General features: G+C 32.7%; 18 protein-coding genes and 1 pseudogene. 2 read left to right on the forward strand and 17 right to left on the reverse strand.

The genetic code is table 11. From position 1 onward, the window contains the following. The first annotated feature begins 38 nt into the window (after positions 1 to 38). On the forward strand, positions 39 to 338 hold the full coding sequence (locus ACKI44_RS05885; RefSeq protein ID WP_407422474.1) for a hypothetical protein: 300 nt from the start codon (positions 39 to 41) through the stop codon (positions 336 to 338). Here the strand turns inward: ACKI44_RS05885 and ACKI44_RS05890 are convergent. The 5 genes from ACKI44_RS05890 to ACKI44_RS05910 form a co-directional block, all read right to left on the reverse strand. Next, positions 335 to 862, reverse strand: coding sequence for a zinc ribbon domain-containing protein (locus ACKI44_RS05890; protein ID WP_407422476.1), 528 nt, complete (start codon positions 860 to 862; stop codon positions 335 to 337). The genes ACKI44_RS05885 and ACKI44_RS05890 overlap by 4 nt on opposite strands. Before the next feature lie 87 nt (positions 863 to 949). Next, positions 950 to 2,701: an excinuclease ABC subunit UvrC gene (gene uvrC, locus ACKI44_RS05895; RefSeq protein ID WP_407422478.1), complete on the reverse strand. Its 1,752-nt coding sequence runs from the start codon at positions 2,699 to 2,701 to the stop codon at positions 950 to 952. Positions 2,702 to 2,710: 9 nt separating this feature from the next. Next, on the reverse strand, positions 2,711 to 10,294 hold the full coding sequence (locus tag ACKI44_RS05900) for a DUF3320 domain-containing protein (RefSeq protein WP_407422606.1): 7,584 nt from the start codon (positions 10,292 to 10,294) through the stop codon (positions 2,711 to 2,713). Between the two features lie 76 nt (positions 10,295 to 10,370). Next, a complete protein-coding gene (locus ACKI44_RS05905; RefSeq protein ID WP_407422480.1) occupies positions 10,371 to 11,201 on the reverse strand; it encodes a PfkB family carbohydrate kinase in 831 nt (276 codons plus the stop codon). After that, on the reverse strand, positions 11,188 to 12,051 hold the full coding sequence (locus ACKI44_RS05910) for a cation diffusion facilitator family transporter (RefSeq protein WP_407422482.1): 864 nt from the start codon (positions 12,049 to 12,051) through the stop codon (positions 11,188 to 11,190). Before ACKI44_RS05910 ends, ACKI44_RS05905 begins: the two co-directional genes overlap by 14 nt. 182 nt (positions 12,052 to 12,233) lie before the next feature. On the opposite strand from ACKI44_RS05910, the gene ACKI44_RS05915 reads away from it, so the two are divergent. After that, positions 12,234 to 12,413 (forward strand): hypothetical protein, encoded by a 180-nt coding sequence (locus ACKI44_RS05915; protein ID WP_407422484.1) that lies wholly within the window; start codon positions 12,234 to 12,236, stop codon positions 12,411 to 12,413. Here ACKI44_RS05915 and ACKI44_RS05920 read toward each other — a convergent pair. From ACKI44_RS05920 to ACKI44_RS05975, 12 genes and pseudogenes are all read right to left on the reverse strand, one after another. Beyond that, entirely contained in the window at positions 12,410 to 13,096 is a 687-nt protein-coding gene (locus ACKI44_RS05920; protein WP_407422486.1) for a HisA/HisF family protein, read from the reverse strand. The genes ACKI44_RS05915 and ACKI44_RS05920 overlap by 4 nt on opposite strands. 694 nt (positions 13,097 to 13,790) lie before the next feature. Continuing rightward, a complete protein-coding gene (locus ACKI44_RS05925; protein WP_407422488.1) occupies positions 13,791 to 14,075 on the reverse strand; it encodes a DUF3194 domain-containing protein in 285 nt (94 codons plus the stop codon). 24 nt (positions 14,076 to 14,099) lie between these two features. Then, complete coding sequence (locus ACKI44_RS05930) at positions 14,100 to 14,456, reverse strand: prefoldin subunit beta (RefSeq protein WP_303737637.1); 357 nt, start codon at positions 14,454 to 14,456, stop codon at positions 14,100 to 14,102. A gap of 16 nt (positions 14,457 to 14,472) precedes the next feature. Next, positions 14,473 to 14,742 carry a KEOPS complex subunit Pcc1 gene (locus tag ACKI44_RS05935; RefSeq protein WP_407422490.1) on the reverse strand — a complete coding sequence of 90 codons (270 nt, stop codon included), beginning with the start codon at positions 14,740 to 14,742 and terminating at the stop codon, positions 14,473 to 14,475. Beyond that, entirely contained in the window at positions 14,735 to 15,115 is a 381-nt protein-coding gene (locus tag ACKI44_RS05940; protein WP_407422492.1) for a ribonucleotide-diphosphate reductase subunit beta, read from the reverse strand. The genes ACKI44_RS05935 and ACKI44_RS05940 overlap by 8 nt, the downstream gene beginning before the upstream one ends. 214 nt (positions 15,116 to 15,329) lie before the next feature. After that, positions 15,330 to 15,455: pseudogene (locus ACKI44_RS05945) on the reverse strand (DNA-directed RNA polymerase subunit P); the annotation flags it as partial. A 3-nt stretch (positions 15,456 to 15,458) separates the two neighbouring features. Continuing rightward, positions 15,459 to 15,728, reverse strand: coding sequence for a 50S ribosomal protein L37Ae (gene rpl37A / locus ACKI44_RS05950; RefSeq protein ID WP_292874571.1), 270 nt, complete (start codon positions 15,726 to 15,728; stop codon positions 15,459 to 15,461). A 187-nt stretch (positions 15,729 to 15,915) separates the two neighbouring features. Continuing rightward, on the reverse strand, positions 15,916 to 17,397 hold the full coding sequence (gene guaB / locus ACKI44_RS05955; protein WP_407422494.1) for an IMP dehydrogenase: 1,482 nt from the start codon (positions 17,395 to 17,397) through the stop codon (positions 15,916 to 15,918). 13 nt (positions 17,398 to 17,410) lie between these two features. Then, positions 17,411 to 18,124 (reverse strand): (5-formylfuran-3-yl)methyl phosphate synthase, encoded by a 714-nt coding sequence (locus tag ACKI44_RS05960; RefSeq protein ID WP_407422496.1) that lies wholly within the window; start codon positions 18,122 to 18,124, stop codon positions 17,411 to 17,413. A 299-nt stretch (positions 18,125 to 18,423) separates the two neighbouring features. After that, the gene (locus ACKI44_RS05965) at positions 18,424 to 19,626 is read right to left on the reverse strand and encodes an LUD domain-containing protein (protein WP_407422498.1); all 1,203 of its coding nucleotides are present in this window, start codon (positions 19,624 to 19,626) and stop codon (positions 18,424 to 18,426) included. Next, positions 19,627 to 20,286 (reverse strand): (Fe-S)-binding protein, encoded by a 660-nt coding sequence (locus ACKI44_RS05970; RefSeq protein ID WP_407422500.1) that lies wholly within the window; start codon positions 20,284 to 20,286, stop codon positions 19,627 to 19,629. 5 nt (positions 20,287 to 20,291) lie between these two features. Beyond that, positions 20,292 to 20,639, reverse strand: a complete 348-nt coding sequence (locus ACKI44_RS05975; protein WP_407422502.1) for a DUF2304 domain-containing protein — start codon at positions 20,637 to 20,639, stop codon at positions 20,292 to 20,294. Positions 20,640 to 20,648: the final 9 nt, after the last annotated feature.

The following is a 20,648-nucleotide window of genomic DNA, read 5'->3' on the forward strand; positions in this document are numbered from 1 at the left end:
AAATGACACTATTTAAAAATATTTATTAAGTGATAAATATGAGTTGTGAAAATAAAATTCAAGAATATATTGACACTTTAGAAAATGACAAATTGCTAATAGAAACACATTTTGCAAACATGGAAAAGGTAACTAGGGAAAATAAAAAATTAGAACGTGACCAGTTAATCGGACTACTGTCTAACTTTAACACACTAAATATTCAATACGACCAGTTATGCAACGATTTGATTACATTTATGAAAATCTTCAGACCTGAAACTGAAGAAATCAGAATCTACAAAACTGATGAACTTGTTGAATTATTGAACCAAAAAGCTAATGAAATTGAAAATTAACTTTGATAGTTAATTGTTATCTGATTAGTACCTTCAGTAGTTGAATTTTCAGCTACAACTTCACCATTTCTTATGAGTTGTACTTTCATTATACCTGATGCACCATCAGTCTTTTCAGCTAAAACATAAACCTTATCCCATGCGGCACAGTCAAGATCAAATGTATGATTACCCTGATTGGACTGTTCCTGAAGTGAAGATGGTTCTCCTGATTTGGAATACCATGTTCCATCATAGAGCACTTTTACTTCGTAAGGATGAGATGAGCCTTCCTGGACATTAGAGTCCGCTACAATAACATTTAAGGATTCTTCATTGGAAGGCTGTGTGAAATTATAAATAACTGAAAATAAAATCAACGCAATAGCAATTATTCCAATAATTAAAGCTATTTTTTTAACTGTTCCCATTTTCCATCCACCCTTTTTTTGACCAGTAGGTGAACCTTTTAAAATATAGGAACAGTTTTCACAATATGTGGTTGACGAAAGATTGTCATGACCACATCTTGGACATTTTACCATAATATAAACCTATTTAACAATTCTTTAAAAGTAATTATTAACGTCCTTATATATAAAGTTAATGCCAAAAAAGACGAATTTTAGCCATTAATGATAGTAATCGAAAACGTTTTGGGCAGAATTTTTACTCATACCCTCAACATTGTTTAACTCTTCCAGACTTGCATTTTTAATATTTTCAATACTTCCAAATTCCTTTAAAAGATTGATTTTACGCTTCTTGCCAATGCCTTTAATGTCATCAAGACTGGATTCAGAGATATTTTTACTTCTAAGCTTTCTGTGATATGTAATGGCAAAGCGGTGAGATTCATCCCTTACCTGCTGGAGGAGATGGAGAGCCCGGTTATTTTTAGGAATTATAATGGGTCTTTTTGAGTTTGGAAGATAGATTTCCTCGAATTCCTTTGCAAGACCGATAATCGGGATGTGGGTTAAGTTCAGTTCATCCAAAACGTCACATGCCATACCCAACTGACCCTTACCTCCGTCAATGACAATCAAATCAGGTTCAGGGTCTGTTTCGATTAATTTTAAACGGCGGGTCAGCAATTCTTTCATCATTGCAAAATCATTAGGTCCGGGAGTTTCCATTTTAAAATGTTTATACATCTTTTTATTTGGTTTTGCATCTTTAAAGGATACCTTTGAGCCGACTGCAAATTTGCCTGAAATGTTACTTATGTCATAACCTTCAATAACGCGAGGCACCTTTTCAAGCTTTAAATATTTTTTAAGTTCGATTAATGAATTTTCCAGTTTTTTCTTTTGATGGCGGATAATTTCAGCGTTCTTTTCAGCCATCTTGACAAGCCTTAATTTAACGCCTTTTTGAGGAACCTTGATATGAACCTTATTGCCTCTAAGGTCACTTAACCACTCTTCAAGCAATTCCTTATCATCAATTTCCTCACTCAAAAGAATCTGTTTTGGAACATGTCTGTTATAACCGTAATACTGCTGAATGAAAGAAGAGAGAATCTCTGATGTCGAATCATCCTCAGATCCGCTCATCAAAAAGTCATCACGGCCTGTGATTTTTCCGTTTCTAATGGGCATTATTACAACATAAATGTCAGTTTTTCCCTTTGCAATAGCTATTACGTCCTGGTCCAAATCATCATCGACCAAATCAACAAACTGCTTTTCCATGATTTCTTCTATTGATTCAATTTGGTCTCTTAAAACGGCCGCCTTTTCATATTCCTCTTTTTCAGCCGCTTCTTTCATTTCCTTTTTAAGATTTTTAACAATAACGGAATACTTTCCCTGGAAAAATAGGTCAATTTTATTAATTATTTCAGCGTATTCTTCTTCAGTGATTTTTCCATCACATGGAGCATAGCATAAATCAATCTGGGAATTTAAACATGGCCCGTTCATGTTACGGCAGGTTCTGATTTTAAAAAGTGACTTTAAAAACTTAACAGTTCTTCTTACAGAACCCACATCAGTGAAAGGCCCATAAAAGACCCCATTTTTAGTGATATTTCTTGTAATTACCAGACGTGGGAATTTCTCATTGGTTATTTTAACATAAGGATAACGTTTATCATCCTTCAATTGAATATTGTAACGTGGATGATGCTTTTTAATCAGATTGGCCTCTAAAATTAAAGCTTCCTTTTCAGAGTTGGTTAAAATGTATTCAAGACTGTCAAAATGACTCATCAATATTTGGGTTTTTGGCCTGTCCAGCTTTTCCCTGAAATAAGAACGAACCCTATTCAAAAGGTTTTTTGCCTTACCTATATAGATAATTTCGCCTTCAGCGTTTTTCATTATATAAACGCCGGGCTTTTTTGGCAAATTTTCGGGAGATGTAATTTTTGTTGACATTTAAAATACCTAATTGAGCTCAACAATATCATTATATAATTTAACAGTACCCTCTGCAATCATGGAGTCCAGTACACTTTTTATTTTAAATGATGTTTTATGGGAAGTTGATTTGAAACCGAAATTGCGTGAAACTTCTCTTGTTAAGCTGGCTGTTGTCAGACTTTGCTTGTGGGAGAGAATAGTTTCAATGTTTTTGGCGATTTCCTCATCTGAAATCAAATCTATTTTCGGTTTTACCCTTCTTCTGATAACAACGTCATTGCTTGAGGCATCATATAAAAAGTCTCCAATTCTTATAATATTTCCTGATTTTTCAGATTCTTTAATAGCTTTTTGAACTTGCTTTTTCATTTTAGAGCCTGCTCTTTTAATATTACAGCTGTCTTTAACTCTTTTTACAACCTCATTAACATGAATAGGACCTTCTACAGATATGATTTCATTAATTGATTCGGATACTTTTTCAATCGGCCTGTTGAATAAATCGTCCTGTGAATTCAGTCCAAAATCACTTGCAAACTTATAATCAACAATTTCATCCTCAACCTTACCTCTTTTTGGAATCTTATTATCATCAAAGGCCTTTAAAGTATTATTGCTTTTGAATCTCTCTTTTTCAATTTCCTTGTAATCTTCATCAGCTATTTGAATAATGTCTTCCAAAGCCTGATCTTTTCTATCTTCACGCCTTTCCTCTTCATGGATAGTGACTATGGTATCATCATCACTGGACAATTCTTTTTTAAGTCTTTCCATTTGAAGTTCACGTTCGTATCTTAATTCCTCTTTTTCAGCAAATGTTAATCCTTCATCCTGAGGGACATATTCTTCGCCTTCATAATCCTGAATTGGAGTTAGATATTCGCTTTCATCATATTCTTCAGTTCTATCTACAACAGAAACATATCCTACCTGTGTCGGATTTTCGATTTCGTTTAAGGATTTGCGAATATACTTTATATCACGTATACCGCTTCTGATGGAGTCCTTAACTGATTTATTTTTGTTTTTGTCCTCATCATAATACAAATTATTTTTTCTTAAAGGGCTGTTTACGTCATTAATGCCCTTATAATATGTAACTCCATCAGGTGATGTAGATATCGGATTTACTTTTTGACTATCCTCGTCATTAATGTCATTATTTACAATATCTTCTTGATTATCTTCATAGTTGTCTTCATATCTTGGATTATATCCATCATCTTTTACATTAAATGCATCAGAAATTACATCATCAAATGCCTTACTTACTAATGCAGAAGCAAGATTAGAAATATCTTCATCATCAAGACTGCCGTCCGGATGGTTATCAATAGCTTCATCAATTATACGATTAAAATCATTTTCATTAACAGTTCTCTTTCTTGTCATTTCAGATACACCATCAACATTTCTTTTAAACACAACCCTATTCCTATTTTCAAAGTCATTATTTTCCTGTTCAGTTACATCATCATTCATATCTTTAAGAGGATTGACATCCACATTCCTGCTTTTATAATCTCCGGAGAGGATTTCAACTTCAACCACGTCATCATCTTCAGGAGCAGGCCTATTGTCAATCATATCATCATCAATAATCTCACCATGGACTGTTTCAACCTCTTCTTTAGTTAAATTAAGTTTGGTAGTGCCTTTAATGGCATTTGCAAATTTAGATTCACTTATTCCATCCGGATTTTTTGGCTTTCTATCGCCGAAAAGAATATTTTTCAAAGGATTTACCTCAACAACAGGAGGTTCATTTTCATCCTCGGAATAATCAATAATACTTTCTTCATCATTGCTGTGATCTACATAAATATAATCATCATCAGAACCCAAATCAACCTTATCCTCATCAGGTTTTACATCATCAGATTCATTATCTGGAGATATTTCTTCATCAGTTTCAACATCATCATGATCCACATGAATATAATCATCGTCAGAACCCAAATCAACAGTTTCCTCGTCTTTTGAATGTTTAATATCAGAATCTTTATCTAAATCAATCTTTTCATCATCAGATTCAACATCCAAATTATCATGAATAACTTCTTCTTCAACAGGTGAGAGTTCATCCAAATCTATACTGTCTGCGGATTTGTTGAAAGTAACTTTAGGCTTTTTACTTGTTTTGTTAACAGGTTCCGGGATAATTTCTTCTTCAGGAGTATCATCAATGATTTCCTCTTCAACATCATCAACTTCAACGATATCCTCCTCTTCAGGAGTATCATCAATGATTTCCTCTTCAACAATTTCCTCTTCTATAGGAGTATCATCAATGATTTCATCATCTACAGAACTTTCTTTAGTAATTTCTTCATCAATATCCTCTTCAGGAGTTTCAATAATTTCTTCATCAATGGAGTCCTCTACATCATCATCTTCAATGATTTCGTCATCATCGTGGTCAACATAGATAAAGCCATCATCATTTTCTAGCTTATCTTTAATTATGTCACTCACTTCGTCCATTGCTTCTTCATCTGAAGTTTCATCATCACTAAAGCGTGAAAATTTATTTTTAATTGAAGATAATATTCCACCACCAGCAACTTTAGAAATGCTGGATCCAAATTTAACTTTTGGAGAATCTGAATCCACATCTATTTCTTCTTCGGATTCTTCTTGGATTTCTTCTGTGAGTTCTTCGTCTGTATACGGAACATCTTCGCTACTGTCTTTATCACTTTCAAGTGTATCTTCATCTTCTCCACCATCATCTAAATGATTATTTGAGTCATCATCAGTTAATTCTTCAAGAAATTCATCAATATTTATATCATCAGATTCTTCTTCATCAATTAATTCCTCTTCATCACCATTTGAAGAGTTAATTTTATCAAAGCTTTCATCTAAATTTTCATTTATAATTTCAGATATTTCATCATCTTCAAGAGATATATCCGCAATAGAATCAGGTTCGTTTAAATCATCACCAGATTCCAAATCAATACTATCATCAGAATCATCTTTATCAACGACTTCTAAATCATCACCAGATTCCAAATCAATACCATCATCAGAATCATCTTTATCAGTGACTTCTAAATCATCATCAATATCTGAAGTTTGATTATCATCATCTGAAGGTTCTTCTAAATCATCTTTGAATATAAAGTCATCAAAGGCACTGGATTCTTCATCCACTTCAACAAACTCACTAGGGGCTGCTGCATTAATATCATCTTTAACATCCTCTTCAGCTTCAACAAACTCACTAGGAGATTTTACTTTAATATCTTCCTTAGGTTCATCTTCCGCTTCAACAAACTCACTAGGAGACTCTTCATGGATAAATTCTATGCCGTCATCATCAAAGTCATCTTCAGAATCTTTGCTTACAAATATTATATCATCATCGAAGTCAAGGCCGTCCGGAGATATTACTTCCACATTGTCTCCAAGAGCTGCTGCTTTTTCTTCAGCTTCTTTTTTCTTTTGTTCTTCAAGCTCCGCTTCACGTTTTCTTCTTAATTCTTCAGCTCTTTTTTCAGCCTCAATCCTACGTTTTTCTTCTTTTTCACGAGCTATTTTTTGTTCTTTACGGGTTTCTTTAATGGATTTTTCAATGAATTCCAATAATTTTTTACGTCCCAAATCACGGTTTCTATACCAGTCAGTAGACCATAAATGATAAAGTTTCCATCCCAGGCCTTCAAGTACCTGTTCACGGAGTCTGTCACGGTCACGTGCAACTTTACTGGATGCATACATTTTTCCGTCAGTTGTGATTCCCAAAATATATTTTCCAGGGTTTTCTTCATCAACAATAGCTAAATCCACCCTGAATCCTGCACATCCAATCTGTTTATCAACAATATAACCGTTTTCTTCAAGAAAACTTGCTATAGCATCTTCAAATGGTGCTGAAGTATGTTCTTCTCCAGTATGAGTACCCATAGTTAAGTTTTCAGCATACTCCAAAAATTCTCTCAATGCCCTTACACCGTGAGGAGGATTTGCAGTTAATTTCATGCTTGAAGCTTTAAAGTTGGAAAATACAACACATTTTTGTCTTGCACGTGTAATCAGTACATTTAATCTTCTCTCACCACCATCCTGATTTAGCGGACCGAAGTTTAAGGACATTTTTCTTTCATTGTCAAAACCGTATCCTACACTGATTAAAATAACGTCCCTTTCATCTCCCTGAATGGTTTCAAGGTTTTTAACAAAGAATCTTTCATCTTTATTTTCTGAGAATAAGGGTTCGAATTCAGGTCTTTCACGGCGTCTTTCTTCCAATTTTTCCAAAATCGCATTCTTTTGAGCAACGGAAAATGTTCCGACACCTAAACTTTTAGTATCACCATATCTATCAAAATGGTCAAATATCGCTTCAACAACATCTTCTGCTTCTTTCGGATTTGCAGATGATGAACCTCTATCATATGCGGTATCAGGATTATAATGGAATTTTAATCCCAATTCTGAGTCATTATGTGAAGGTGAAGGATATACGAGCAATTCGTTATCATAAAATTCCTTATTGGAAACGTTAATTAATGATTCATGACGGCTTCTGTAGTGCCATTTAAGCATTTTAACCGGGAAGGATAATTTACATAAATGCAGAATACTTTCCATATCAAGAGAAGTTGCCTCCTCTTCGTCACTTTCTCCACTGGCCATCTGATCAAAGAATGAAGTTGGAGGTAACTGTTGGGTATCTCCCATTACAACCGCAGTTTTTCCTCTCATGAATGCACCTAATGCATCTTCTGGTTTTACCTGACTTGCTTCGTCAAAAATAACTACATCAAACTGCAATTCTTCGTTGGTTGGATCAAGATACTGTGCAACGGATAACGGAGACATCATGAAACATGGTTTAATCTGTTTAATCATTCCTCCTGCTTTTTCCAATAATTTTCTAACAGGGAGATGTCCGCTTTTTCTGGTAAACTCTCCTGCAAGCACTTTTGCCTGAGGATTTTCGGTTGCACCGAATATCTGTGGAATATTGCTGTTTAACTTATGGAAAATTCTTTTACGGTTCAGGACTAAAATCTTTCTGTCCAAATCCTTAAACTCTCTAATTCTATTTTCATGCAATTCTCCGATAAATGTGGCCAATTCATGGTTTTCCACAAATAAAATATTGAGCATGGAATCTGCAAAGTTTCCTTCAACCAGTGATTTGACATCATCTTTTTTAATGTTTCTTTTTTCGATTGAATCAACAAATAACTCCGCAGTGGTTCCCTTGAGTGAATTTTTAGTATTCAGATACTGGGACCATAAATGGAGACTTGAAAGCTGTCCTCTCCAATTGTATAATTGTGATTGCCATTCTTCAAATGCAACGTCGTTTGCACCTTTTTTAAATATTAATTTACTTCTTGGGTTTAATTTTGATTTTAATTTATCCAAATCATTGCTGAATTCGTTTCCTGAATCAATATAGTCAACCAAATCTCTTTCCGGATTAATGTCAAATAAATCTTTTGATAAAATGTCAATAGTATTTTGTGAAAATATTCCTTCGTTTGTAAGTGAAGTAAACTGAGTCATCCACTGGGCAATAGCTTTTAAATCATTAACATCAGCATTTAAATGCCAATATCCACCATAATATCTTTTAGCCAATTGTTCATTAGCTTCCAAATTCTTTTTAAGTCTTATGGCTGCTTTCGCTCGAGTTAAGTCATCAATGATAGTGCCTATATCGTCCTGAACAGGATAGTTATAATATCTTTCAACAAGCTCAAGATGCTGATTGCCCTTAAAGAAACGGAATTTCTTATGAGAGAGTTCATTCAGTTCATAGATTATCCTGTCGATGTCTGCATGGTATATATTTGGATTGAACTTATCCAATACTCCTGCAACCCTTTGATATTTGGCCAATTCCTGTATTAATCTGTAAGGGTCATCATTATTATTGTCCCATGCACCGGATTTCAATATTTGAGCATCAATCAATTCTGAATTTTGAGTTTTAATAATATCAAATGCGGAAAGGGATTTCTTAAATTCATTTAAGGTTTCTGGCTTTTTAATACCATAAATGTCATAAACTCTTCCACGTTCAACCAGGAATGCATCAAGAGATTTTAATGTATCGTTAATTAACATTTCTATTTCTCTTAAATCACCTGGAAGCAAACTCTTAGGAGAGCATTTGCTCCAAGGATTTTCCTTTGAAATGGTCTGATACAACTCAGCAACACTTTCCAAAGACAAGATAATGTCATCCAAATCCTTTAACGTTATTGATTCTGGATTGTTGAATCTCACCAAAGGCATTATGCTTTGTTTGCGTGAAAAATGGTCGTCAGCCGCTTCCTTCATACCATATAATTGGAATGCGGATAAATTAACAGCAGATACTGGTCTGTGAATAACACTTGCATAATCGTCCAGCTGTATTTTTAAGGTTTCAAGCTTTCTTATGGTCTGGTCGATATTTAAAGTGTCGACAGCCCTTACTGTAGTTGCCTTTTGAAGGTCTTTTAGGAACTTTTTACGTCTTGTTTTGTGTGAATGAAGCTCCAAAACAAATTTTCCAAGACCCACATTGGTAAGTCTGTCTTTTACAACATCCAATGCTGCCATTTTTTCTGATACGAATAAGACTGATTTGCCTTCTGCAAGCAATTCAGCGATTAAATTAACGATAGTTTGTGATTTACCTGTTCCCGGCGGTCCTTCCACAACGAGATTTCTTCCTGCCTTAACGTCCTGTATTGCAGCAATTTGTGATGAATCAGCATCTAAAACCTGATACATTGACTGATATTGAAGCTGTGAGTCAATATCCTCTTCATTGAATGCTTCAACATTATTTTTTGCAGGGTTGAATATTGCCTGAATCAATTCATTTTTGGTTAAATCAACATTTGCAGCCCAGCTATCAGGATTTAAATCATTATACATTACAAATTTTGTAAAACTAAAGAAACCTAAGGCTATTTCATGATTGACTCTCCAGTTTTCCATCTTGTGAACAGCATGTTTTACTTTTTCAATATAATGATCTATCACTTCACCATATTTCTTGAATTCAAAATCTGGAAGTTCAATGCCCCCTTCAAGAAGTTTTGCCTTAAGGGAAATGTTGGTTTGAATATCTTCTCCAGTCCATTCCAAATTAAATGATTCACCTACTTTTTTTCTCTCCATGGAAACCGGAATCAAAACCAAAGGAGCCTTATTAGTTTGTCTTGGTTTGGATTTGTCAATCCATTCTAAAAAACCGACAGCCAGGTATAAAATATTGTAACCCTGCTCCTGAAGCATTGTTTTAGCCTGGTTATTAATATAATACAATCTCTTTTGGAGCTCATTTGGAGTTAAATCAACCTCAAGCTTTTTATTTCCTTCTGAAAACTTACTGAAATCAAATGGAATATGGTCCCAAACTGAAGATTTCTCTTCCTTCTTATCCTTTTTATTGGATACGAAATACATTTTGTTTTCCTGTAAAACCAATGTTTGGAAGATATTAATCGGAGTTTGGTTATTGATTTTGATAGTTTTAGCCCTGGACTTGAAATTAAGCAGCTGATTTCTTAAAGTTAAATCCAGTAACTCCTTACGTAAGTTTTCAAACTCCTTTTCAATTTTATTATTATTAGATGAATTGGACAACATGATGATCATTTATTTTTAAAAATTCTTTAAATCATATATAATTATTAACACAGTAATTAATAAAGTTTACTTATTATTAATTATCGCTTTTAAATGGTCCAAAAAAGGATAGTTTATCACTGGCTATTTTTGATGCGAAATTGGCTGATTTTAAAATGGATTTGCTGGTTAATTTTTTTGAAATATAGGCTGCCATATAAGTGTCTCCGCAACCTGTGGAGTCAACTACATTATCATTTTTGACAGCTTCAATCTTATATTCATCATCTGAAATGACTCTTGAGCCTTTAGAACCGTTAGTAATAATAATTTCATTAATATTAAATTCTTTACAGTCACTGTTTTCAAATAATATTAATGCTTCACTTTCATCTAAAAAAAGCCCGTCAATATCACGAATAATATCTTTAACATCAGAGGTTAACTTCAGCTTTATGGAATACTTATCGCCTATTTTTTCATTTGGATATCTTAAAAATCCCTGAAGAGACATAAAGATAGGTGCATTAAAGCTTTTTAAATAATCAATAGTTTCTTTTGGAAAATCAAATGCATTCAATGGGTTTATAATAAAAGCATCAATATTTTCAGGAAAAACATTTTCCAAATCTTTTTTAGTGATGGAAATATTTGCAAAATTGCTTGACTGAATGCGAAAATCATCATTATTTGGATAATCATTGATAAAATAATGGGTTTCGTCTTTTTCAATTAATTTGACTTTACTTTTATCTGGAAAATCCTTGATTAAACCTGTATCTGAGCAGTTTGTGACGATTAGATAGTCTAGGTAAAACTCCTCAAAAACAAATGACTGGAAATAAACGGCTCCCCCAGTTTTTGATTCTTTTTTATTCTTTGTGATTATTAGGTCCTGAGTAACCGGACCAATGCTAACTATTGTCATGAAAATCAAATTCTATTGTAATATCTACAACATGATATTTATTTGAAATATTATAAATCTCTTTTTTAATCTTTTCCGGATTATGAGTTTCATCAATAGCTACTTTAAGTGTCATGACTGAATCAATGCCGTCAAGTGACCAGATATGAAAATCATCTATTGCATTAATTCCTTCAATTGCCAGGATACTGGTTTTAAATTCATCAACATCAAAATTATCCGGCGTTTTTTGAAGCAATACCTGAACTGATTTGTACAGGTTTCTTCCCAGGTTGAATATTAACCACAATGCAATACCAATTGAAATGAAGGGGTCCAAATAAGGCGCTCCATCCCAAAAGATTAAAATTATGCTCAGTATTAAAATTGCAACCCATTCAAATACATCTCCAAGCTGATGGAATAGAATAGCCTTTTCATTGAATGTCTCTCCATCATGAAGCTTCCAGACAGAAATTGATTTAAATATTAATCCGATAATGGCAACTACAAGCATTCCTCCGGCATCAACGCCTTCTGGATTAAACAGTCTTGGAATTGCCTCCGAAAGTATTACAAATGCCATGATGATTACAAAAATAGAAGTGATGACCGCACCGAGAATTGAAAATCTTTGATATCCGTAAGAATAGCTATCAGATGAATCCTTTTGAGATATTTTCTCTAAAAGCCATGCAATAGCTATTGAAATCGTATCTGACATGTCATGAATACAGTCTGCCAGAATTGCCATACTGTTGGTTGCAAGTCCCCCGGCAATGACAATTATGTTAAATGCAAGATTCATGAAAAATACAAAAGCCAGGTTCTTTCCGGCTTTTTTGTGATGATGATGCGTATCAATTCTCATAATTATTTAATTTAACATTAATAGAATAAAAAAGTTAGTTCAAATAACAATTAATTATTATCCAGATGTTTTAATAATTAGAATTATCAAGCAACTTACAAATAAAAGAAAAAGATTAAAGATAATGAATATATGATTAGATTTATATAATTTAAAAATTAAAAGAATATTAGTGATTAAAAATGGCGATAACTGGAACAACAATATTTTCTCACATATTACCTGTATTTTTCGGATTTTTCGGATTATTATTTGTAATGTCCGGTATCTTGGATGATAACAACCCTAAACTTGGATTAGGCATTGTATTATTTGTTGTAGCGTGTGCCTTCCCTTATGTTGTTTTAAGTGCACTGATTTAGATAATATTTATTTCACCTGAATGTAGGCCTGTTCCTACCAATACTTTTTTTATACCTAATTTTTCCAATTCATCAATGGAGTCCTTATTCAATCCGCCGGCCATTATTATCTTATCTTTTAAATCATCGAATTCTTTTAATAATTTTTCATTGTATCCTTTTTCAGTTCCAACACCACTGATATCTAAAAGAATTATTTGTGATACATCAATATCAATTAATACATCCTTAAATTCCTCAAGAGTTAAATCCAGGTTTTTGGAATATAATTCATCATTTTTAACATCAACGCTTATGACAATTCTTTCTTTTGGATATTTGGCGCAGATTTCATATAAGTCATCTAAGCTTTCCAATGTTTCGGTTGGGATGATGATTTTAAAGGCATAATCCAGGAAAAACGGAAATGATTCTGCATTTTTTATTCCCGCATCCAAAATTACAGGAATGATTGTGTTGACCATTTTGATTTCATTGATATTGTGGCCATTGCTTTCAATAAGATCCAAGTCTGCAATATATAGTTCATCCGCCCCATTTAATTTTAATCCCTGAGCAATTTCAACAGGATTGGATGATGGTGCGAATACTGTTTGCAATGGTTGATATGTATCTCTTAAACCAGATTTACCACTTACTGCTTGACCATCTTTTAAATCTAAAACAGGTATCTTTTTAATCAAATTATCACCTTAATTATTAATTTAATTAATGCAGTATTTAATATTTTTAAAAAAAAAGCAAAAAACAATAGGAGGAAAATTAGACTAAAAAATAAATTTTAGCCTAATTTTGAAAATTAAAAATAATGATCAATTTAGGGGAGAGTATAAAAAATATGATTTTTAACCCTTGTATAATATGTATAATATCATAGTATATAAAGTTACCTATAATTTAAAAAAATTAAATTATACTTGAATAAATAAATTTTAATTAAATCAAAAAATTATAAATTATTATATAAAATTAAATATTTTTTTTAAACAAATTAAAGAAATATATAACATACAATATATTTTTTAAAAAATCGTACTTTAAAAATACCGAAAATCTATAAAGTTCTCTTGAAAAAAGTCATTAGGTATGTAAAATCTTATTCAAAAGTAATACTTTTTAAAAATTAATTGAAAAAACTAAAACCAACTTGTAAAATAAAAATAAAAAAATAAGAAAAAGTTTGAAGTTCGAAAGAGGGAATTTTGAAAGACAGAAAAAATTTTGTGTTCATCCGATTGCTAAGCTATCTGTTAATAATTGACTTCAAACCTATATTATAGTTTGTTTTAATAGTATAAATACTTTTTTATAAAAAAGTATTACTTAATATAATAAAAAAATAATAATAAGTAATACTACATGGTTTAAAAAAAATAATTATTCTCTGAAATTTTCATCTATATATGAATCAAACTTCAAATAAGCTTCATCAATAGCTTCATTTAACATATCCTGATTGATTTCAGATAACTCATCAAATGAAACGCCTAAATCAACATCAACATCCAGCTGATCATTTTCATAATTGATTTCAATATCCAAATCCAGGTCTTCAAGTTCTTTGGTTGAAATGACTTTGGAAACTTCAACTTCAAGAATTTCTCCAAAATCTGTTGAGATGGTATCTAAATCCTCAGAGGATAATTTTTTAAGTTTGGACATAATAATCTAAAAAAAGAATAGAAATTAAGCTCCATTAGGAGCCATTCCTTGCATAGCAGCTTGAATGTTAGTTTGCATTTCTTCAAGTTTTTTCATGACTCTTTCTTCTTGACGAGCCATAGTCTGTTTTCTTAACTTGAGAGTTTCTAACTTATCTTCAGCATCATCTAAAGCATCTTTATAATCTACTTTAATGAGTAAATTACCCGCTTGTTTGAATACCTCAGTATTTTCATCAGTATTTTTTAATTCTTCTAATGCTTTTTCAGTTTCTTGAATTTGAACTTCAACAGTTTGAATTTGCATGGTTACAGCTTGAGCCTGTTGTTGTAACTGTTGAAACTGATTTAATTGCTGTTGTATATTTTCAGGAATTTCCATATAATCACCTTTTAATTTATATATTTGTTAAATTATTTATTTGTAATGATAAATTAATCCACTTAATTGCAGAATTTATGGAAGCTCTAAATGATGTTGAATCCTGAGCATCAATATCAATAATGATGCTGTTATCATCAAGAGTTAAATTCATAGAGGATCTGTAATCAGGAGCCGTTTCAAATTCCAAAATAATTGAATCATAAATGATTTTGGCTTGAGCGGAATTATCAAACTCAATATTAATCTGACTTTTTACAGACTCTAAAGGACTATTATCAATCATCTTTATCTAAAATCTTCTTAACATTAATCTGGAAATCAAGTTTATCTCCAAATTTATTAATGAAATTTATTTTAGCTATTAAGTCCTCATATCCACTAGTAATATGAATATAATTACCGTCTGCCTTATCAACTAATTCAAAGCCCAAAATATCACTTAAGCAGTTTAACTTTTGAACTTCACTGACTATTTTCAATTGTGACGGAGAAATATTGATTCTTTCGTTTGTGGTTGTAACACTGATTAAAATAGTAAGTAATACTTCTCCTTTATTGGAGTAAAAAGTAATCCTACTGGGATTTCCTTTAATCTCATTAACAATAGCTAAATTAACTTCATCTTCATCGAGAGCCCTTAATAAAAGTTCTCTCATATTCATTTTTCCTCTATTAACAGATGTGGAATCCGTTGAATGAGCTAAATTTTTACAAAACTTTCTTGTTTTTTGAGAAGGCTTTCTAGAAGTTGAAATTAACATTTAAATCAAAAATAGTAAAAAAATATTATAGATAAAACAAGATAAAAATCTTGATTTAAATCTATTTTTTAAGGCCGACTCTGTTGACCATATTTCCGTCAGGAACACTTGCAGATACCCAACGGGTTACTTCTGGAACATTTTTGAATAAAATCCTATATCTACAGTTAGGACATTTATTGTCCATGTAGCTTTTTTGATCTACTTCTGTTCCACAGCGTGGACACTTATACAAGGACTATTCCTCCACTTTAATGTCTCTGATACTACGTGCTGCAGATTTAGCCATAGGGGTTTGAGGAACATAAGCTCCACCGGTGAATACAGCACCACATTTTCTACATTTCCAAATTCCAGCAGCTTGTCTTTTTACGTAAGGTCTATCACATTTAGGACAAACATGATTTTTTTTCATGTTTTCTTCGATGATTTTAACAGATCTTTTTGCTTTTCTTCCGTATCTTGCACCGAACCTACCTGTAATACCAACTTTTTTAGTTCTTGCCATTTTAATTTCTCTCCATTCTATAAAAATAATAATAAAAAATGTAAATCATTTAGATTTACCATGATTAAAAACAATCATAAAATTATCTAATGTAATAATATTGTATTACATTATATTTAAAGTTAATGGAAATTTTAAGAAAAATAATGTATTTTCTCAAAATACCATCAGATATAAACCTGATATCCTAATCGAAAGAGTGATAATTAGGACTTTCATTAGTGATTAACAGATCATGAGGATGTGACTCTTTAATACCGCTGCTGGTAATTCTTACGAATTTAGCTTTTTTCTGCATGTCAGCGATATCTTCAGCTCCACAGTATCCCATTGAAGATTTTAAACCACCAACTAATTGGAATAAAATTTCTGAAACAGTTCCTCTGTATGGTACTGCACCTTCAATTCCTTCAGGAACATATTTTGTGTGGTTCATTTTACTTTTAGAACCTTGGAAGTATCTGTCAGCACCGCCATCAAATTCACTGGTCATAGCTCCCATTGATCCCATTCCACGGTATTTTTTGTATTGTTTACCGTTCATAACAACAACGTCACCTGGAGCTTCGTAGGATGCTGCAAGCAAATTACCTAACATTACTGCATCTGCACCTGCACCGATAGCTTTAGCTACATCACCTGAGTATCTTATACCTCCGTCTGCAATAACAGGAATGCCATGGTCAGCTGCCACATCAGCAACATCAGAAATTGCAGTGAGCTGAGGTACACCAACACCTGCAACAATACGGGTGGTACACATTGAACCCGGACCGATACCGACTTTTAGAGCATCTACGCCTTTAGCTATTAAGTCCTCAGCCGCTTCAGCAGTTGCAATGTTACCGACACATAATTCAGCATTGATATTTTCCTTAATGGTTTGAGTGTAATCAACAACATTTAAATTGTGAGCGTGAGCACAGTCAATTGAAATGATATCTGCACCTGCTTCATCAAGTGCAATTGCACGTTCCAAATCAAATGGTCCACAGGCTGCAGCAACCAAATAATTCCCGTCTTTATCACGTGCAGCATTAGGGTATTGTGCCTGATTTAAAATATCTTTAATTGTAATGATTCCTACCAATTTTCCATCATGAAGAACAGGCAATCTTTCAACCTTGTTTTCATAAGCAATATTTAAAGCTTCTTCAGCAGTAATCGGTTCTTCAACAGTAACAACATCAGAGGTCATTATGTCTTTAACTGTTTTGTTAGGTTCTGATTTTAAAACTGGCCTGATATCTCTTTTGGAGATAATACCAATAATCTTATCACCATCAACAACAGGAAGACCGCTGATTAATTCGTCCTGCATTTTATTTTGAACATCCATGATAGTTGAATCAGGAGTAATGGTTACAACATCACGGATAGTTAAGTCTTCAGCAGTTTTAACCTTTTTAACTTCTTCAACTTGTTTTTCCAATGATATGTTTCTGTGAATTACTCCAATACCACCTTCCTGTGCCATAGCTATAGCAAGGTCGGATTCAGTAACGGTATCCATAGCAGCACTTAAAATAGGGATATTTAACTTTATACCTTTGGACAATTCAACAGTAGTGTCAATATCCTTTGGCTCTACACGGCTAGCATTAGGAGTAAGTAAAAAATCATCAAATGTATAAGACATTCTTGCTTCTTGAACTTTTTTAGAAAACATTAAAAACACCTACTTAAAATGAATCACATAATTCTTTTAACTCAGCTACAGCAGTATGATGGATTTTACCGGTATTGCGGTCACCGCCAACACAGGCAGCTCCTCTAATACCAACCACATCACAACCAATATCATGTAATGGTTTTAATTGATCTTTTTTAACAGATCCTGCAAGAGCGGTTTTTAAATCATAACTATGAGCTTCTTCAACGAATTCAGTTAACTTATCCATATCTAAATAATCAAATAAAGTATGGCCATCTTTTACAGCAGTATCCAGCATTGCCAAATCACAGTTTGCATCGCGAGCTATTTTTGGAATTTCCATAGGATCAACAGCACCAACACGATGAGCATCAGCATAACCGGCAGCTACTACAATAGTATCCGGACTTACATCTTTAACAGTTTTAGATACGTTTTTCATAACTTCAACAGCTTCATCGTAGTTTTTGGTTCCATATAATCCTACTTTAATATAGTCTGCTCCTGAAACGTGAGCTCCCATTGCTGCAAGAGAAACTGTACCTGGTTTATAAGGCACATCACCTAAAGTAGCACTGACTAACTTGTCTTCAGGAGTTAATTCCCTAATCTCTTTAATAACCCAAGGGAAATTAGCACCTAAAGATCCCTCTTTAGGATTTTTTACATCAACAATATCTGCTCCACCTTTAATAGATTCAAGAGCTTCTTCATGGTTTATAGGACTAATTAATAGAAGCATGTATTTCCTCCGTTTATAATATTAAAATATAATATATTTATATTTGGTTTTCTTTCTTTATAAGTGTATGCCTTATGAAAAGTTAAAAAGAAATCGAGATTTTTGATGAATTCTTTTCAAAAGAAGAAAAGATTTAATTAAGAGATTATTAAAAACCTCTTTTTGGAACTACGGTTATTTTATTGGCTGTCACTGAACTGACATGCACCGATATGATAATGAATTCACTTGGCATTAATCGAATTATGCGAAAAAAAACAGTTAAAAGAGATTGTAGAAAAAATAACTAATATATTGCATTAATAAGGAGAATCGTTTTTAGTGACATTATCTTTTATTTTTCCATGAACTCTAGGATAAAATCCGACTTCAGAAGATAATTTTCTCATGTTTTCGATTATTTCATTGGTTGGAATAGATACTGGACAATTCAGCGTACACAAACCACATAATGTGCACATGTAAAGGCCTGAATTATAACATGTCTCATCATCTTCAATGAATTTTGACATTGCAACACCTCTTCCCCCAAGGTAATTGTTGAATCCGAACTCATTTCCGACTGCATTATAGACCGGACAGTGAACTACACAGTTTCCACAGCCGATACACCACAGGCATTCCTCACTTGCAGAACTTCGTCCATTGTCTAGAAGTATAACAACAACCTTTTCGGCACCATACATATTTTTAAGCAATTTCTTTTCAATGTCTGCAGTTTTTGACGGTCCGGATATTACATTCATATATGAAGTTACATAGTTTCCGGTAGCATAGACAGTTTCAAGTTTTGAAACAGAAACTGCATCTTCCAAAGAAGGTACAATTTTATCAATTCCAGCTACGATTATATGTAAATCTTTCAGTGAAACTATTGAAATATTACCCTCATTGTGAACCATTATGCATGACCCTTCCTCGGCAGCTATAGCATTGGCACCTGATATACCTACACTTGCATTTTCAAGACGATTTAGCACATCTTGTCTTACAAGTTCCATGATTTCACGGGCAACAGGATTTACATTGCTGTCAAGTGAATCGTTTACAATATCAGTTATCTCGGAAATATTTAAATGAGAAGCTGGTCCTGTTGGATGAACCGGTTTATTATCGGTTTTTTTAAGTTGTAATATCCTATCACCAAGATCAGTTTCTACAACATCCCAATTTTTATCTGCCAAATTCTTTTTTAAATCAATTTCACCCAAAGTATTAGACTTTGCTTTTGCAATGACCTTATTATCAATATCATTAATCAAATCCAAAATAATATCAATGGCATCATCTTTGCTTTCGGCAAACTCAACGTCAATTCCATTTCTTTTGAATGATTCAACAGCTTCTTCATATAAATCAGAAGAATTTTCAATGGAATATTTTTTGATTTCACGGACACGTTTTTCAAGTCGTTTAACTTGAGGTGAGTCCTTAATTTCAGATGATCTTGACTTGACAGTATTGAATGATTTTCTCATCGTTTCAAGTTCACTGCTTTTCATCTAATCACCGCCGTATTTTACTAAAAATTCAGTTAAATCCAAAACATCAAGACCACGGTCTTTTAAATTAAGCTTGCAAAATGGACATGGTGTAACCAATAAGTCTGCACCAGTATCAATTGCCTGAGAAATTCTGGAATCTGCCATTTGAGATGCAATTTCAGGATAGGCAGATTTTACTCCACCGCCGGCACCGCAGCAAAAGCTGTTTTTATGATTATTTTCCATTTCTATCAAATTAGCTATTTTTGAAATGACATTTCTCGGCTCATCAAATATATTGCAGTGTCTTCCCAAATGACAGGAATCATGATATGTAACATTCAAATTCTTTTTATGGAAGTTTAATTTGTTCTCATCAATCAATTGACTTAAAAATTGAGAAATGTGAATTACATCCAAATTATTATAATCCTGTTTTAGGGTTTTATAACATCCCGCACAGGATGTTAAAATTAGTTCATCTGATAAAATTTCAGTGTTTTTTTGAATCTGTTCTTGAGCTTCTTCAATAAAGCCTGTTCGGAGCAATACTGATCCGCAGCATTTTTCATCATCCAAAACCCTATATTCAACACCAGCCAGCTTTAATAATTCTTCAGTAGCATCAGAGATTGATGTTTCTTTTTCGCGTGCAGTGCATCCTCTAAAATAAATCATAAATATTATTCTTCCTCATCATCTAAATTAATTTCATTATTTAATGCAATTTCCTTAACAAGAGTATTTATGTCATTTTGCATTTTATCAACGATGAAATATAATTTTAAAACTGTGTAAAACAATACGACAAATACTAAAATAATTATGAAATCCAAACCACGGGTTATACCAAATAATCGTGCAAATGTAATACTTATATTTGGAAAAATTGCAAATAGACTAACAACAATCCAAAATAGTGACCATAAAAGTACAGTCATGAATGAATTTTTTCCTTTAAAGTATCTAGTAATAAACCAGAGAATGGCAATTATAGAAATTATTGGAAATATTAAAGCATATAAATACATTTTTTCACC

Origin of the sequence: Methanobrevibacter sp. (assembly GCF_045646205.1) — an archaeon.
Classification (GTDB): Archaea; Methanobacteriota; Methanobacteria; order Methanobacteriales; family Methanobacteriaceae; genus Methanocatella.

Bases quoted from the DNA above. Each gene is read 5' to 3' on its own strand.
- ACKI44_RS05930 (WP_303737637.1), bottom strand. From the start codon at position 14,456: ATGGAAATTCCTGAAAATATACAACAGCAATTAAATCAGTTTCAACAG.
- uvrC (WP_407422478.1), bottom strand. From the start codon at position 2,701: ATGTCAACAAAAATTACATCTCCCGAAAATTTGCCAAAAAAGCCCGGC.
- ACKI44_RS05935 (WP_407422490.1), bottom strand. From the start codon at position 14,742: ATGATTGATAATAGTCCTTTAGAGTCTGTAAAAAGTCAGATTAATATT.
- ACKI44_RS05975 (WP_407422502.1), bottom strand. From the start codon at position 20,639: ATGTATTTATATGCTTTAATATTTCCAATAATTTCTATAATTGCCATT.
- ACKI44_RS05915 (WP_407422484.1), top strand. From the start codon at position 12,234: ATGGCGATAACTGGAACAACAATATTTTCTCACATATTACCTGTATTT.
- ACKI44_RS05940 (WP_407422492.1), bottom strand. From the start codon at position 15,115: ATGAGAGAACTTTTATTAAGGGCTCTCGATGAAGATGAAGTTAATTTA.
- ACKI44_RS05905 (WP_407422480.1), bottom strand. From the start codon at position 11,201: ATGACAATAGTTAGCATTGGTCCGGTTACTCAGGACCTAATAATCACA.
- rpl37A (WP_292874571.1), bottom strand. From the start codon at position 15,728: ATGGCAAGAACTAAAAAAGTTGGTATTACAGGTAGGTTCGGTGCAAGA.
- ACKI44_RS05890 (WP_407422476.1), bottom strand. From the start codon at position 862: ATGGTAAAATGTCCAAGATGTGGTCATGACAATCTTTCGTCAACCACA.
- ACKI44_RS05885 (WP_407422474.1), top strand. From the start codon at position 39: ATGAGTTGTGAAAATAAAATTCAAGAATATATTGACACTTTAGAAAAT.
- ACKI44_RS05970 (WP_407422500.1), bottom strand. From the start codon at position 20,286: ATGATTTATTTTAGAGGATGCACTGCACGCGAAAAAGAAACATCAATC.
- ACKI44_RS05910 (WP_407422482.1), bottom strand. From the start codon at position 12,051: ATGAGAATTGATACGCATCATCATCACAAAAAAGCCGGAAAGAACCTG.
- ACKI44_RS05900 (WP_407422606.1), bottom strand. From the start codon at position 10,294: ATGTTGTCCAATTCATCTAATAATAATAAAATTGAAAAGGAGTTTGAA.
- ACKI44_RS05965 (WP_407422498.1), bottom strand. From the start codon at position 19,626: ATGAAAAGCAGTGAACTTGAAACGATGAGAAAATCATTCAATACTGTC.
- ACKI44_RS05925 (WP_407422488.1), bottom strand. From the start codon at position 14,075: ATGTCCAAACTTAAAAAATTATCCTCTGAGGATTTAGATACCATCTCA.
- ACKI44_RS05960 (WP_407422496.1), bottom strand. From the start codon at position 18,124: ATGCTTCTATTAATTAGTCCTATAAACCATGAAGAAGCTCTTGAATCT.
- guaB (WP_407422494.1), bottom strand. From the start codon at position 17,397: ATGTTTTCTAAAAAAGTTCAAGAAGCAAGAATGTCTTATACATTTGAT.